General features: G+C 39.8%; 17 protein-coding genes. 10 read left to right on the top strand and 7 right to left on the bottom strand.

The features are described from left to right. Positions 1-59: 59 nt before the first annotated feature. From KTJ10_RS08725 to KTJ10_RS08705, 5 genes are all read left to right on the top strand, one after another. A complete protein-coding gene (locus tag KTJ10_RS08725) occupies positions 60-2,039 on the top strand; it encodes an ATP-dependent helicase (RefSeq protein ID WP_199977410.1) in 1,980 nt (659 codons plus the stop codon). Positions 2,040-2,112: 73 nt separating this feature from the next. Next, a complete protein-coding gene (locus KTJ10_RS08720; protein ID WP_002115113.1) occupies positions 2,113-2,352 on the top strand; it encodes an RNA recognition motif domain-containing protein in 240 nt (79 codons plus the stop codon). A 9-nt stretch (positions 2,353-2,361) separates the two neighbouring features. Then, the gene (locus KTJ10_RS08715) at positions 2,362-2,724 is read left to right on the top strand and encodes an ASCH domain-containing protein (RefSeq protein WP_199977413.1); all 363 of its coding nucleotides are present in this window, start codon (positions 2,362-2,364) and stop codon (positions 2,722-2,724) included. Between the two features lie 80 nt (positions 2,725-2,804). Then, on the top strand, positions 2,805-3,308 hold the full coding sequence (locus tag KTJ10_RS08710) for a DUF6586 family protein (RefSeq protein WP_005066079.1): 504 nt from the start codon (positions 2,805-2,807) through the stop codon (positions 3,306-3,308). A gap of 112 nt (positions 3,309-3,420) precedes the next feature. Next, positions 3,421-3,699 carry a hypothetical protein gene (locus tag KTJ10_RS08705; protein ID WP_002114792.1) on the top strand — a complete coding sequence of 93 codons (279 nt, stop codon included), beginning with the start codon at positions 3,421-3,423 and terminating at the stop codon, positions 3,697-3,699. Positions 3,700-3,735: 36 nt separating this feature from the next. On the opposite strand, the gene KTJ10_RS08700 is transcribed toward KTJ10_RS08705, so the two are convergent. From KTJ10_RS08700 to KTJ10_RS08685, 4 genes are all read right to left on the bottom strand, one after another. Beyond that, on the bottom strand, positions 3,736-5,445 hold the full coding sequence (locus KTJ10_RS08700) for a cation:proton antiporter (protein ID WP_005079171.1): 1,710 nt from the start codon (positions 5,443-5,445) through the stop codon (positions 3,736-3,738). A gap of 147 nt (positions 5,446-5,592) precedes the next feature. After that, complete coding sequence (gene rpmG, locus KTJ10_RS08695; protein ID WP_001205031.1) at positions 5,593-5,748, bottom strand: 50S ribosomal protein L33; 156 nt, start codon at positions 5,746-5,748, stop codon at positions 5,593-5,595. A 12-nt stretch (positions 5,749-5,760) separates the two neighbouring features. Next, the gene (gene rpmB, locus KTJ10_RS08690) at positions 5,761-5,997 is read right to left on the bottom strand and encodes a 50S ribosomal protein L28 (protein WP_000048256.1); all 237 of its coding nucleotides are present in this window, start codon (positions 5,995-5,997) and stop codon (positions 5,761-5,763) included. A 167-nt stretch (positions 5,998-6,164) separates the two neighbouring features. Next, on the bottom strand, positions 6,165-7,613 hold the full coding sequence (locus KTJ10_RS08685) for a coniferyl aldehyde dehydrogenase (protein WP_262441800.1): 1,449 nt from the start codon (positions 7,611-7,613) through the stop codon (positions 6,165-6,167). Positions 7,614-7,725: 112 nt separating this feature from the next. On the opposite strand from KTJ10_RS08685, the gene KTJ10_RS08680 reads away from it, so the two are divergent. From KTJ10_RS08680 to KTJ10_RS08660, 5 genes are all read left to right on the top strand, one after another. Then, positions 7,726-8,418, top strand: coding sequence for a TetR/AcrR family transcriptional regulator (locus KTJ10_RS08680; RefSeq protein WP_002114968.1), 693 nt, complete (start codon positions 7,726-7,728; stop codon positions 8,416-8,418). Positions 8,419-8,492: 74 nt separating this feature from the next. Then, positions 8,493-9,356, top strand: coding sequence for a formyltetrahydrofolate deformylase (gene purU, locus KTJ10_RS08675; protein WP_005066088.1), 864 nt, complete (start codon positions 8,493-8,495; stop codon positions 9,354-9,356). A gap of 380 nt (positions 9,357-9,736) precedes the next feature. Next, complete coding sequence (locus KTJ10_RS08670) at positions 9,737-10,486, top strand: energy transducer TonB (RefSeq protein ID WP_213688911.1); 750 nt, start codon at positions 9,737-9,739, stop codon at positions 10,484-10,486. A gap of 43 nt (positions 10,487-10,529) precedes the next feature. Next, positions 10,530-11,150 (top strand): MotA/TolQ/ExbB proton channel family protein, encoded by a 621-nt coding sequence (locus KTJ10_RS08665; RefSeq protein ID WP_001011664.1) that lies wholly within the window; start codon positions 10,530-10,532, stop codon positions 11,148-11,150. Continuing rightward, the gene (locus KTJ10_RS08660) at positions 11,150-11,554 is read left to right on the top strand and encodes an ExbD/TolR family protein (protein ID WP_000885432.1); all 405 of its coding nucleotides are present in this window, start codon (positions 11,150-11,152) and stop codon (positions 11,552-11,554) included. The genes KTJ10_RS08665 and KTJ10_RS08660 overlap by 1 nt, the downstream gene beginning before the upstream one ends. A 57-nt stretch (positions 11,555-11,611) precedes the next feature. Here the strand turns inward: KTJ10_RS08660 and msrA are convergent, their stop codons facing one another. The 3 genes from msrA to KTJ10_RS08645 all read right to left on the bottom strand — a co-directional run bounded on the left by msrA (position 11,612) and on the right by KTJ10_RS08645 (position 13,816). Continuing rightward, the gene (gene msrA, locus KTJ10_RS08655) at positions 11,612-12,136 is read right to left on the bottom strand and encodes a peptide-methionine (S)-S-oxide reductase MsrA (protein WP_004794799.1); all 525 of its coding nucleotides are present in this window, start codon (positions 12,134-12,136) and stop codon (positions 11,612-11,614) included. A gap of 100 nt (positions 12,137-12,236) precedes the next feature. Then, positions 12,237-13,292 (bottom strand): DUF4105 domain-containing protein, encoded by a 1,056-nt coding sequence (locus KTJ10_RS08650; protein ID WP_262441799.1) that lies wholly within the window; start codon positions 13,290-13,292, stop codon positions 12,237-12,239. Between the two features lie 14 nt (positions 13,293-13,306). Next, the gene (locus tag KTJ10_RS08645) at positions 13,307-13,816 is read right to left on the bottom strand and encodes a dihydrofolate reductase (protein ID WP_262441798.1); all 510 of its coding nucleotides are present in this window, start codon (positions 13,814-13,816) and stop codon (positions 13,307-13,309) included. Positions 13,817-13,836: the final 20 nt, after the last annotated feature.

The following is a 13,836-nucleotide window of genomic DNA, read 5'->3' as shown; positions in this document are numbered from 1 at the left end:
CAGACGCATCTATGGTTGGGTCTGTTAAACTATGTCTTGGTGTTTTAGCGATATGTGTTATGAGTCTTGCAAAATTAATTAATGAACTAAATGCTCAGCAAAAAAAAGCAGCCACGACATCTGCGCAGAACTGTTTAGTTTTGGCGGGTGCTGGTTGTGGCAAGACAAAGACAATTGTTGCACGTGCCGCCTATTTAATTGATCAAGGCTTACCAGCGAATCAAATCCAGATTTTAACTTTTACTCGACGTGCTGCGAGTGAGATTGTTGCAAGAGTAGAGCAGCATGTAGGAGCACAGGCAAAGGGCCTAAGAGCTTCGACTTTTCATACTTTTTGTATGTATTTACTGCGCCGTAATCCACAAGCTTTTGGCTTAAATCAATTTAGTATTATTGATCGCGATGATCAGTTACTGATGTTCCGTTTATTAAGAGGTAAAGACAAAGATAATGTTTTACCTAAAGCGGCAGAGCTGTGTGATTTATATTCCTATGCAAGAAATACTCAAACCAAGCTTTCTGAAGCACTGCTTAAGCAACTTCCAGAAGCATATGAGCACAAGGCACAAATTGCTGAGTTGATGAAAACTTATGAGCAACGTAAAAGAGAGCGTAATTTTTTAGATTACGACGATATCTTGTCGATTGTGGCTGTTCATTTACAAAACTCAGAAGCGTTGACCAATTGGGTGGCAGGCTTTTGTCAGGCATTGCTAGTTGATGAAATGCAAGATACAAACCCTTTGCAATGGGCTTTATTGCAGCCCTTAATTGGTAAAGTGAAGTTATTTTGCGTGGGTGATGATGCGCAGTCCATTTATGGCTTTCGTGGTGCAGACTTTGAAAATATTCACTCTTTTAAAGAACGAATACCCGATGCAGAAGTACTTACACTGGCTTTAAATTATCGCTCGACCCAAGAAATTCTAGATTTATCAAATTGGTTGTTGGAACATAGCCCAATTGATTATCAAAAACAGCTACAAGCGCATCGTGGCCAAGGGCAAAAGCCACAGCTACATTTGTTTGGCAATGAATTTGAAGAAGCAAACTGGATTGCACAAGATTTAATAACGCGGCATCAGCAAGGTGCAAACTGGCATGACCACATGGTGTTAGTCCGTTCTGGCTATAGTGCCCGATATCTAGAAGGGGCTTTTATTGCTGCTGAAATACCTTATCGTTTTATTGGTGGGGTAAAGCTTCTTGAGTCGGCTCATGTAAAAGATGTACTGAGCCTGTTACGTATTGTGAGTAACCCTCACGATGATTTGGCTTGGATGCGTTTTTTAACCTTGTGGGATGGGATTGGCGATGTTGGAGCGAGTAAGTTAGCCCAAGAGTTGATGGGAATTGTTGATGTCGAGGAGCGCTGTCAGCGACTTGAACGCCATGGCAAGGTACCACTACAAGCGATTTTAATTTTAAAACAGTTAGATGTATTACAGCAGCATGTCGAGGCAAGTATTGGCTTGGCTCTCGATGCTTTAGGTGAACAGCTAGAGCAAAATTATAAAACTAAAGATTGGTCGCGTCGTTTAAAAGACTTTGATTTGGTTAAGCAACTTGCACGAAAGCATGCGTCGTTAGGTGAATTCCTTGAGGAATATGTACTTGAGCCAATTTCAGTTTCTGAAATTGAAAAAGCTGCTGATCAAGATTTGGTAACTTTAATTACGATTCATTCAGCTAAGGGTGCCGAACAGAAAGTTTGTTATGTACCTCACGTATCGCCAAATCAATATCCTTATGCAAGGGCTCAGGGTGATTTTGATGATGTTGAGGAAGAACGCCGTGTGCTATATGTTGCCTTAACGCGTGCTGAAAATGAATTAATCTTGACGAAGCAAAATCTTAATACGTGGTCGCAAGACACTTATGATGAGCAAGGTCGTAAAGTTGAGAGTTATTTCTTAAATGATCTGCCTGCACACTTGGTTCAAGCAAAAATTCATAGGCAAGTACCTCAGCAATTTACTAAAAAACAATGGAACAGATCTCCTGCAGTAAATTTAGGTTTTGGTATCGATCTGGACTAAACTACTGTATAAGACGCTGTGATTACTTAAATGTATATTGGCCCTCCCTTTTATTGCCAATTAAGGTTAGAAAATGAAAATATTAGTTCGTAATTTAGATCGTGCTGTAAGTGAAGCTGAAGTTTTAGAGTTGTTTAAGGCATATGGTAAAGTTGATACATGTGTTCTTGTGACTGATAAAGACACAGGTAAATCGAAAGGCTTTGGTTTTGTTGAAATGCCGAATCCACGTGAAGCGATTAAGGCAATTAAAGGCTTAAATACGCTTAAAGTTAAAGGCTATGGAATTCGAGTTAAAGCAGCCGAAGAATAAGTTTTCCTGATGAAAAGACAATTTTTAGCTCTCTCGATTGTAACGCCCAATGGTATTCGTATTGCTGAAGGTATCAAAACACTTGAAGTGCGTTCATGGGTGCCTACGCAGTTACCAGTGAAGGATCTATTAATTGTCGAAAACCAGAACTTTCTGGTTAAAGATACTGATGAAGAGGAAGGGGTTGCTGTCGCTTTAGTTGATGTCGACTCTGTTCATGCTTGGCGAAATGAAGAAGTCAATTTAGCCTGTGCATCTGCTTGGAGTGAAGGCTATTTTGCTTGGATCTTAAGTAATGTCCGTCCTATAAAACAGCCAGTGAAAATTTTAGCTAAACGTAAAATTTATCAAGTTGAGCTGGATTTACCATAAATAACGTTGATTTTATCAATGGAGTCGTTAAGCTAAGAATAGCTATTGCAATGGCGATTTTAGAACAGGAAAGTTTAGTTATGTCACGTGTTGCTCGTTATCATGCCGATCGTACCAATCAGAAGCTCTATTTTGCACGTCTAGCGTGTCAACAGGCAGAGCAGACCGATCATGTGCAGCAGGTACAAGCTTACCGTGAAGCAGCTGTATTTCATTTACATGGCGCAATGTTAGCGTTCTTACAAGAATTAGTACGTTATTACCGTTTAAATGATTTGCAACCCACCTTAAAATCTATAGAGGAACATATGGCGGCAAAAGGGCAGGTTTCTCCTGAAGTATCCGTTTTGCAGCAATTGGCAAAAGATGGTTTTGTTGCAGAGTTAAAACGAGCTTATCGTATGTGCCAATACGCCCCAGAACCAAAAGAACCGACTCCGGAAGAAGAGACTTCTTCTAACCTCATTATTAAAGTGACACAAGGGCCTCAGTCTTGGTTGCCAGATGTTAAAATCTTGCGTGAATGGCATCGAGAATTAAGTCATTTAATTGATGGTTTTCGTAACGAAATGGTCGAGTTCTAAAATTAAACTGCCTAGATGCTTGAAATTTAGACTAGGTGTGCCTATATAAATAAGACAAGAGATGCAAAGTGCAAGGGTGCTTTGCCACCATGTTGAAACATGGAGGAAGTATATGTCTATACAGCAATTGAAAGAGTTATTTGGAAATCAAGAAGCAGTGTTGGAATTAGTTCAACTCGAAGGTGGTGAACTCGCCTTGCGTAATGCAGGTTCTGAGAATGAACCCTTGGTTAAAATTCAATTTAGCGATGAAGTCAAAGCAATCTTGGGTGAGCAGACTCCAGTTGTTGCTCAGCATATGATTCAGGCTGCATTGTTTGGACTGCTGGAAAAGCAGGTAAACGAGTGGCAGGCTGAGGTATTAGACGAACAGCCTAAATTCTTGAGTTAAAAAAAGCGTACTCTTGAGTACGCTTTTTATATGGAGTTAATGAACTGTTGACTGATGAGCAAGCTCGATCTGATTTAAGATGTGGTGGCTCATATTCTTTGCCATTTCTTCTTTTGCATAGAACACCTCTCCAATATTTTCGTCACGGATAACCGCCGCCTCTTCTTTGCTTTCCGCGCAAATTAATACCTGAATTTGTGGGTTTAATTGCTTGGCAATCGCCACAATACGGTGAATATCTAAAATATCCATAGGTGAGATTACTAAGAGTCGTGCATGCATGATATGTGCTTGAATTAAAACACTCGGTTCAGTAGCAACACCACTCACAGCAGCAATATTTGCATTACGTAGTTTTTCTACGATTTCACGATTCTCTTCTGCAATAACGACTTTAATATTCTCATTAATTAAATTTTCAGTAATACGTCTTCCCACACCGCCATATCCCACAATCACAACCTGATCACGTAAGTAAGCTTGATCAACTTCATCGGGTAACATTGCTAATGGGTCACCACTACGTTCAAGCAGTCGAGCTAAGTGAGAGCGCTCACGAATCCAACGTTGTACAGGTTCAATCGCTGAGAAGATGAAAGAGTTAAGCGTAATTGAAAATAAAGCGCCCGCTAGAATTAAATTCTGAGCTTCTAAGCTTAATAGGCCTAAAGAAACACCCAAGGTCGCCAAAATAAATGAAAATTCACCAATCTGTGCAAGGCTTGCCCCGACTGTTAAAGCTGTATTGATTGGATAGCGGAAGAATAAAACCAGTGCCATTGCAGCAAGAGTCTTACCCACCATAATAATCGCGATAACAGCTAAAATATGTAGCGGACTCTCCACAAGAATATGTGGATCAAACAGCATACCCACAGAAACGAAAAATAAAATCGAGAAAATTTCACGTAGTGGGAGAGTCTCTTCTTCTGCACGATGGCTAAAGTCTGATTCTTTAACGACCATACCCGCAAAGAATGCCCCTAAAGCCATTGAAACCCCAAAGATGGCATAAGAGCCGTAAGCAATCGAAACAGCAGCAGCGACGACGGTCAGTGTAAATAGCTCTCGTGACCCTAAACGAGCAACGAATTGCATAATAATAGGTACAACACGCTTGCCTACAATAAGCATAAAGGCAATAAAGCCAATCACCTTTAATAAGGTTATCCCAAGGGTTAACCAGATATTACCGTCTGCACCTGCCGGTGCTTTTCCACCGAGTAAAACAGCTGTAGCCGGAAGAAGTACTAAAACCAGTACCATCACTAAATCTTCGACTAACAGCCAACCCACAGCAATTTTGCCGTTAACTGAGTCTAAAAGACCTCGGTCTCCTAATGCTTTTAATAATACAACCGTGCTCGCACACGATAGACTTAAGCCAAAAACGAGTGCAGACCCGAAACTCCATCCCCATAGCATTGAAACGCCAATACCAAGTAAGGTTGCAACAGCGATCTGTAAAATTGCGCCAGGCAAGGCAATACGACGAACTAGTAATAAGTCTTTTAATGAAAAGTGCATCCCTACACCAAACATCAGGAACATGACCCCGAGTTCTGCAAGCTGGTTGGCAAGGTGGATATCTGCTTCTATACCCGGTGTATTTGGGCTAATAATAATTCCGGCAATTAAATAGCCGATAAGAGGGGGGAGTCGTAATCGGGCTGCAATATAGCCAAAAATGAGGGCAACGCCGAAACCAACAGCAAGTAAAATAATTAAATCTACGTCATGCGGCACTAAAAACTCCTTTTACGTGAGTTAGGCTAAAAACAAGCATAAAAAATGCCAAGGCGGAATGTAGAGAAAGTTTAACAAAAAGGTGGGTATAAAAAAAATGCAAAAAAAAACGACTTCATAAAGAAGTCGTTTTTTTCGAGGCTAAAATTATTTGATTTTAGCTTCTTTGAAAATCACGTGTTGACGGATTTTTGGATCAAATTTTTTGATTTCCATTTTTTCCGGCATAGTACGTTTGTTTTTAGTCGTGGTATAGAAGTAACCTGTACCAGCTGAAGAAACGAGGCGAATCTTATCACGCATTGCTCAGACTCCTTAGATCTTTTGACCTTGAGCACGAAGGTCTGCAACAACCTTTTCGATACCCAATTTGTCAATAATACGCATACCTTTAGTGGTTAAACGAAGACGTACAAAACGTTTTTCGCTTTCTAACCAGAAACGGTGGTGGTGCAGGTTCGGCTCGAACCGGCGCTTGGTTTTGTTGTTGGCGTGTGAGACGTTGTTACCAACGACTGGACGCTTGCCGGTAACTTGGCAAACCTTAGACATGGTGTAACTCCATTGATTCAGCCAACAGCAAATCTGTGGCCAGTCATACTAAATGTAAACGGATGAATTCATTCAAGGGGCGTTTTATACCAAAAATACGATTAAAAGACAAGCGAAATTGGTAAAAACGAGGCATGATTTAGTATAACAGATCATGCCTTGATCAGTTAGCGCAACAAGGTTTTCGAAATGAAACGATGAATCGGCTTATTGAACGGTGGAAGAATGTATTTAAGGCTATAAAGTTTTGGATTTGACATCACCGAACGCTCATGAGAAAGGCTAAAAAAGCCCTCTGGTCCGTGATATTTACCCATACCTGATGCACCAATTCCGCCAAACGGTAAATCATCTTGTGCAACATGGGTAATCACCATGTTAATTCCGAAATGCCCTGAATGGGTGTGCTGTGCAATATAGTCAGCACGCGCTTGATCATAATCAAAATAATACATCGCTAGAGGACGTGGACGACTATTAATGAATTCGATGACTTCTTCTATTTGGTCATATTCTAAAATTGGCAGAATAGGCCCGAAGATTTCATTTTGCATAATATCCATTGCGGTCGTCACGCCAGTGACTAAAGTTGGCGCAATTTTACGGACATCATCTAAAATTTCATTTTGCGGATTAATTTCAACAATACGTGCACCTTGATCACGGGCATTTTCAAGATAACCCTGAATGCGGTTGTACTGTTTATCATTAATAATAGAGGTGTAGTCTTGGTTGTTGCGGAAATGAGGATACATTCCAGCCACAATCAATTTAAAGTTTTCGATGAACTCAGCAGTTTTGCCTCGTGGTAAGAAAATATGATCTGGCGCAACACAAGTTTGTCCTGCATTCCATAATTTACCTACAGTAATACGCTGGGCAACATCTTTCATGTCCATTGATGCGTGTACTAAGGCAGGAGATTTTCCGCCCAACTCAAGAATAACTGGAACTAGATTTTGAGCTGCGGCTGCCATCACTGTTTTACCAACAGAAGTTGAGCCTGTGAAAATCATTTTGTCAAAAGGCAAATGACTAAACGCATCTGAAATAACGCCACCACCATTTACCACAGCAACTAATTCTTGTGGGAATGCTTCTGCTAATGCACTTTCAAGGACACGTCCAAAATTTGGAGAGGCACTAGAAATTTTGATCATGGCATGGTTGCCTGCAGCTAGTGCGCAGATTAGAGGTCCAACCGAAAGTAATAATGGGTAATTCCATGGTGTAATAATACCAATCACACCCATAGGCTGATATTGTACCCAACCTTTTGCTGGCTGATGTAATACACTGATATGGCGTTTTGAAGGTTTCATCCACGCAGTCAGATGCTTACTGTAATATTTGATTTGTTCCAAACTCGTGAGTAGTTCACCAATTTTTGTTTCCATAATTGCACGATTGCCGTAATCAAGGTTAATTGCTTCGGCAATCTGATCTTGATATTTTACCAAGACTCTTTTAAGACGAGCTAAACGATCAATACGCTCTTTAGCAGTGGGTACCGGATGACGTAAATAAGCGAGCTTTTGTTGTTCAAGCAAGTCATGTAAATGCTTAACATCATAAGGAAGCTGAGTCTCTGGATTTGTTTTTGTTTGACTGTTCATCGGTACTTACCAAATATACTGATATACTTATTTTTTAGAGTAAATACTCTAAATAGTCAAGTCGGTTTATGTGTTTAAGTCTTAACCATGTGAATTATTAAAGGTTATTAAAATGTCTCTACCTAAAGCTCTGAAGACAAAAGACCGGATTTTACAAATCAGTTTGCAGCTTTTTAACGAGCGAGGTGAACGGTCGGTTACAACCAATCATATTGCGGCGGAGCTAGGTATTAGTCCTGGAAACTTGTATTACCATTTCCGGAATAAGCATGAAATTATTAAAGAATTAATGTACCAATATCAGGTTGAGACTTTGGAAATGCTTTCTTTACCTGAAGACAGACCATTAACGACCAATGACAAAATCAACTATTTTCAAGTATTAAGTGGTCAACTTTGGAGTTACCGTTTTATCCATCGTGATGTCTATCATTTAGTTGAAAGTAACGAAGACTTTAAAAAGATTTATCCTCGTTTTGCGGGACAGGTCATGCAACAGGGGCAAAAGATTTATCAAGCCTTTGTCGATGCCGGCCTTATGAAAATGACGCCATCTGAAATTGAAGCGCTCATTATTAACTTATGGATTGTATTAACAAACTGGACAAACTTTTTATATATGTCTGGTCACATTAGTGACAATAACCATTTAGAAGAGAAATGGGTTTGGCAGGCATTACGTCAAATGGTTTTCCTTGAAGGTCCTTATCTTATGGGGGAAAGTCGAGCAACTTACGAGCAGTTGCTTGATTCACTGGGGCCTTCTGATCTATTCGCCAGCTTGTCGTCGTTAAAAGATGAATAGTTGTACTTGCCTATTTAGAGCGCTAGAATACTCGGCTTATTAAAAATTTGACTCAATTAAGTGATATTAACCAAATGAATATGACCACTGCCAATACAGCCCGTTTACTGATTACTTGTGAAGACAAGCCTGGGATCGTACAGGCTGTATCGAGCTTTTTGTACCACCAAGGTGCAAACATTACCGCGCTTGACCAGTATGCGACGGAAGCTCAGGGTGGACGTTATTTCATGCGTGTTGAGTTTGAACTTGACCATTTACAGTCACGCAAAGATGCATTAATTCAAACATTTGCTGCCAACGTTGCTGAGCGTTATGGCATGCAATGGCGTCTTGCTTTCGTAAACGAAATTAAAAAGGTTGGTATTTTAGTTTCTAAAGTCGACCATGCTTTACTTGAGTTATTGTGGCGTCATGCACGTGGGTCGTTACCTTGTGAAATTACACACGTGATTTCTAACCACGAAGATTTACGTGAATCTGTTGAGAACTTCGGTATTCCATTTACTGTAATTAAAGTAACTAAAGACAATAAAGCTGAAGCTTATGCACAAATTGATGAAATGATGCAGGGCAATGACTTGTTAGTTCTTGCACGTTACATGCAGATTTTAAGCGAAGATTTTGTTGCGAAATGGGAAATGAAAATTATCAATATCCACCATTCTTTCTTGCCAGCTTTCGTGGGTGCTAATCCATATAAGCAAGCTTATGAAAAAGGTGTGAAGTTGATTGGTGCGACAGCTCACTATGTGACGGCTGACCTAGACCAAGGCCCGATTATTGAGCAAGACGTTGAACGTGTAAGCCACGATTATAATGTTGAGCAGTTACGTGAACTTGGTGAAGATGTAGAGCGTAATGTATTAGCTCGCGCAGTAAAATGGCATTTAGAAGACCGTATTATTGTTGATGGTAACAAGACAGTTGTTTTTTAAATAACGCTTATTTAAAAAAAGCACGCTTCATGCGTGTTTTTTTATATCAAAAAAAATATTGAAATGATATAACGTAACAATATTGAATGAGTTTATGGTAAGATTTGATCTCTTCATAGTGAAATTAGCCTAACTATATAAGTTAGATTAAACACTTTGTGAACAAGAGATACGCGTTCATGTAACTATGAGAAAACAAAAGCAAAGACACTCAACTGATACAAATTAGTGATATTGAGCAAATGTTTTTCTCAAAAAATAGTTGCAAATGAAAACACTTCTCATTTATTATTGTGGCACTTTATTGTTCTATCCGATGTTTGAAATCGTTTCTACAAATAGAAATCTGAAATCATCATCCATTAGGTAATTAGATTCTTATGAGTCAATCTTCCGCAGCCTTAAACTCTCCCAATCCGATGAAAAAGAAAGTCATCACGGCGCTAATTGCGGTTGCAATTGGTCATATCGGGGTCTTATGGGCGGTCAGCCATATTAAGCCTGCTGAATTAAAGCCAATCGAGAAGAAGCCTTTACAGGTACGTTTCGTAAAAATTCAAGAGCAACCAAAACCACTACCTCCTAAGCCAAAGGAACCGCCTAAAAAGCCGGAACCTAAAAAAGAGGTAAAAGAAGTTAAAGTTGTTGAAAAGCCTGTGACACCACCTAAAAAAGTGGAAAAAATTCAACAGGTGAAAAAAGCTGAAACACCAAAAGAAACAGTAAAGACAGAACCTAAAGTTGAAACCAAAGTGGTAACGACAACTATTACTGAAAAAGTTATTGAAAAACCAAAACCAGTGGTACAAGAAGCGCCTAAAGCTCAACCTGCCCCAGATCCATCACCGAAACGCGTTTCAATTGGTGGTTCGGGTGTACAGTGGAGCCGCTCACCACGTTTAACAGTTTCTTCAAAAGATTTACAAGGCGAAGCACGCTCTGTCATGGTACTCATTGAAGCCGATGAAAAAGGCAAAATTATTAATGTACGAGTGACTAGAAGTAGTGGTATTTCAAGTCTAGATGACAAAGTAGTCCGTGCTGTTCGCGGTGCGAAATTTAAACCTTATATGGAAAATGGTGTTGCTTATCCAATTAAAGCAGAGCAACCCTTTGATTTAACCCCTTAAATGAATTTGAGTCCCAACGGCTAACCTTAATCAGGAGTTCAATATGAACTTTTCAATCTATTGGCAACATGCAGATGCAGTGAGTAAAACCCTGTATTTCATCTTATTGGCAATGTCGATTGCTACCTGGACAGTTTTCATCTTACGTTTGATGGGGACTCGCCAGCTAAAACAACAAGCTTATGCTCAACTTTCTCAGGCTATCACTTCGTTAAAAGCAAAGTTACAACCTTTGAGTTTTGAACAGCGTAAAGCGGTTGCAGAGCAGGCATTACTTCGTCAGATTTCTGCTGAAAAGGCCAATGCTGATAAAGGTATTTCTGTTTTAGGAACAATTGCTTCAATTGCACCATTCGTAGGTTTGTTTGGTACTGTTTGGGGTATTTTCCATGCGCTGGTTGCCGTAGGTAAAAGCGGACAAGCAGGTTTGGCTCAAGTGGCTACACCAGTAGGTGAAGCACTTATTATGACTGGTCTTGGTCTTGCAGTTGCGATTCCAGCGGTATTAGCTTATAACATTTGTGTACGTGCAAACCGTGGTCTTGCTCATGACTTACAAGATCAAGCGCACAGCTTGTTAATTGACACAATGTTGCAGCAAGACTCAACTGTAAAGTCTGATGTTAAAACTGCACAGCAAAGTTACGTTGGAGGTCAAGCTTAATGGCTTTTCAATTGGGTGAAGACCACGATAGTGGCATGAATGAGATGAATCTCATTCCGCTAATCGACATTATGTTGGTGTTAATGATCATCTTTTTGGTCACAGCAACAGTTGCCAACCCATCGATTCCATTAACGCTTCCTAAAACAACTGCTGAAATTATTGATCCACCACCAAAAGCAATTACGATTAGTATCAATGCAAATGGTGAAGTGGCTTGGGATACTCAAGTAATTAGCCTAGATGAGCTTCAAAAACGTTTTCAAGAAGCAGGTCAAGGCGATGTTAAACCAACAGTTCAACTTCGTGCTGATAAAGAGTCGAAGTACGATACTGTTGCTCAGGTAATGTCTCGCGCCAGTGAAGCCGGACTGAGCGATATTGCCTTTGTAAGTGAAAACTAAAATTTAGTTTACTCAATAAAAAAGCAACCAAACTGGTTGCTTTTTTATTGTTCTGATTTATTGGTCTTTCATCAGATGCTGGAATTTACTATATAGCTTGAGCAGCTTTGGTGGAATCGCAAAGTTGCAATAACCTTGTGAAGGATTCTTTGCATAGTAATTCTGATGATATTCTTCTGCTGGATAGAATGTCGGAACAGGGGACAGCTCAGTCACAATATCAAGATCGTCATTTTTTAGAGTCTGAATCGTGTGTTCCGCTGCCTGCTTTTGCTCTTCATTATAATAGTAAATAACAGAGCGGTATTGTGTGCCGATATCATTACCTTGGCGATTTAAAGTCGTTGGATCATGAGTCGCAAAGAACACGTCGAGTAACTGGGAGTAAGTTACTTGCTCTTCATCAAAGTCGACTAAGATCACCTCAGCGTGCTGGGTGTCTCCTTGACATACTTGCTCGTAGGTAGGGTTAGTGGTGTGTCCACCTGCATAACCACTAGTTACTTTTTCTACACCGCGTATTTGTAAAAATACAGCTTCGACGCACCAAAAACAGCCGCCGCCAAATAATGCCTGTTGCATTGTTTTTCCCTCTATTTCCTGCCTATTACAATAGGGTTTATGTATTTAAAATACAAAGTAAAGCATGTATAAAAAAGTAAAGAAAAGTGCATTACTTATTTCATTTAGCTTTAGGTAAACCTTGTCGAACGATTTGAGAGAAGTGTTCACTACTCTGATCTGAGAGCTGTTCAAAATTTTCAGTTCTTGGGTTGATATGCGCAATTTGATACCACTGTTTTAAACTGATATTTTGATTAAGTGCTTTAAGGTCATATAAATAATTAGGTAAGTAACCCGAAGCGATTAGACGATAATCTTTGGGAAGCTGATATGGGTTAATTGCTTGAACCATATCAAAAATTAAAGTTGTACAGTTACTCGTAAGGGTGTTGTACCACTCAGGCTTCTTGCGTAGCTCATCCGATTTCTTAAGATATTCTAAAAATAGCGCTTTTTGCTCGCTACGCGGCATATTGACTGGAAAATTATAAACTTGCTCTTTACGGATGTTGCTACGCGTATAGACAATATCTTTTTCATCAGAAGCAATTAAGCTAAGTTCATATTTTCTAAAAAAGCCACCAATTGCCGAAAACTCTTCAGTTTTTTCTTTGCGAATCTCTATTGAGAAGACTAAAGGTTGCTGATTCTTAAATTCGAAGCTTACCAGTGTATGAGCAATTTGTGGTCCCATCCAGTAAGAGGCAATGATGTTTATGCCATTTAATTGCTTAAGATCAAATGTTCGGGTTTCCCATCGCACATCATAAGTTCCGTCAGGATGCCAGTTGAAGTTACGAACATTGTGCAAAGTAACTACATCGCCGTGCTTTTCGTAACTCAGCATATTGGCAACTTCTGGGTTCCAATCACGATCTTGACGTGCGGTAATCGAAAAATACCAGACTAGTGAACAAGCAAAAGCAACAAGGTAGATCAGGATATCAGTACGGCGGCTAATAAGATGGCCTTCAACATATAAGCCAACCATACTGAGTGCAAAAGCAATCCAGATGCCAATAAGTATGCGACTACCTAACCAGCCAAAAGGTTGTTGGACCCAGAGCGCTACGCATACCCAAATACTAGAGAACACAATAAACAACGTGAATAGACTATGTAACAGCCCAAAAAGTAGAGCAATAATAAATTCACGTGTTCCGATATTGTGCATAGGCATCCATAAAATTATTTTTTATAAGTCGCAAACTCGAATGAAGTTCCTGATTTTTCATCAACTTGCTGTTCACTCGCAATTTTATGAAATTCACTCGGTATTGTTGGATAATGTGCATCACCTTGCACATCTAAGTCAACATGAGTAAGTTCAAGACGGTCTGCAATCGACAATGTTTGCTTAAAGATTTCACCACCACCAATAATGAACAAAGCTTGTTTTTCGGTATTCTTTACATCTTCTAAAGCTGCATTTAAAGCATCTTCAATTGAATACGCAACTTTAACGCCATCAAATTGCCAGTTAATATCACGGGTAATTACCCAGTTCACACGGTTTGGTAGAGCACGGCCCATAGACTCAAGGGTTTTACGACCCATCACGACCACGCCACCTTGTGTGATTTCTTTAAAGTGTTTTAAGTCGGCAGAAATATGCCATGGCAACGCATTGCCTTTACCAATACAATGATTTTTGTCCATTGCCACAACGTGGACAACTTCTATATTTTGCCATGCCATAATCTTATTCTCTAAACCGT

Source organism: Acinetobacter sp. WU_MDCI_Abxc222 (genome assembly GCF_025514755.1).
GTDB lineage: Bacteria > Pseudomonadota > Gammaproteobacteria > Pseudomonadales > Moraxellaceae > Acinetobacter > Acinetobacter geminorum.
This window is presented reverse-complemented; position numbering and strand designations above follow the sequence as displayed.

Bases quoted from the DNA above. Each gene is read 5' to 3' on its own strand.
- KTJ10_RS08725 (WP_199977410.1), top strand. From the start codon at position 60: ATGAGTCTTGCAAAATTAATTAATGAACTAAATGCTCAGCAAAAAAAA.
- KTJ10_RS08720 (WP_002115113.1), top strand. From the start codon at position 2,113: ATGAAAATATTAGTTCGTAATTTAGATCGTGCTGTAAGTGAAGCTGAA.
- KTJ10_RS08715 (WP_199977413.1), top strand. From the start codon at position 2,362: ATGAAAAGACAATTTTTAGCTCTCTCGATTGTAACGCCCAATGGTATT.
- KTJ10_RS08710 (WP_005066079.1), top strand. From the start codon at position 2,805: ATGTCACGTGTTGCTCGTTATCATGCCGATCGTACCAATCAGAAGCTC.
- KTJ10_RS08705 (WP_002114792.1), top strand. From the start codon at position 3,421: ATGTCTATACAGCAATTGAAAGAGTTATTTGGAAATCAAGAAGCAGTG.
- rpmG (WP_001205031.1), bottom strand. From the start codon at position 5,748: ATGCGTGATAAGATTCGCCTCGTTTCTTCAGCTGGTACAGGTTACTTC.
- rpmB (WP_000048256.1), bottom strand. From the start codon at position 5,997: ATGTCTAAGGTTTGCCAAGTTACCGGCAAGCGTCCAGTCGTTGGTAAC.
- KTJ10_RS08685 (WP_262441800.1), bottom strand. From the start codon at position 7,613: ATGAACAGTCAAACAAAAACAAATCCAGAGACTCAGCTTCCTTATGAT.
- KTJ10_RS08680 (WP_002114968.1), top strand. From the start codon at position 7,726: ATGTCTCTACCTAAAGCTCTGAAGACAAAAGACCGGATTTTACAAATC.
- purU (WP_005066088.1), top strand. From the start codon at position 8,493: ATGAATATGACCACTGCCAATACAGCCCGTTTACTGATTACTTGTGAA.
- KTJ10_RS08670 (WP_213688911.1), top strand. From the start codon at position 9,737: ATGAGTCAATCTTCCGCAGCCTTAAACTCTCCCAATCCGATGAAAAAG.
- KTJ10_RS08665 (WP_001011664.1), top strand. From the start codon at position 10,530: ATGAACTTTTCAATCTATTGGCAACATGCAGATGCAGTGAGTAAAACC.
- KTJ10_RS08660 (WP_000885432.1), top strand. From the start codon at position 11,150: ATGGCTTTTCAATTGGGTGAAGACCACGATAGTGGCATGAATGAGATG.
- msrA (WP_004794799.1), bottom strand. From the start codon at position 12,136: ATGCAACAGGCATTATTTGGCGGCGGCTGTTTTTGGTGCGTCGAAGCT.
- KTJ10_RS08650 (WP_262441799.1), bottom strand. From the start codon at position 13,292: ATGCACAATATCGGAACACGTGAATTTATTATTGCTCTACTTTTTGGG.
- KTJ10_RS08645 (WP_262441798.1), bottom strand. From the start codon at position 13,816: ATGGCATGGCAAAATATAGAAGTTGTCCACGTTGTGGCAATGGACAAA.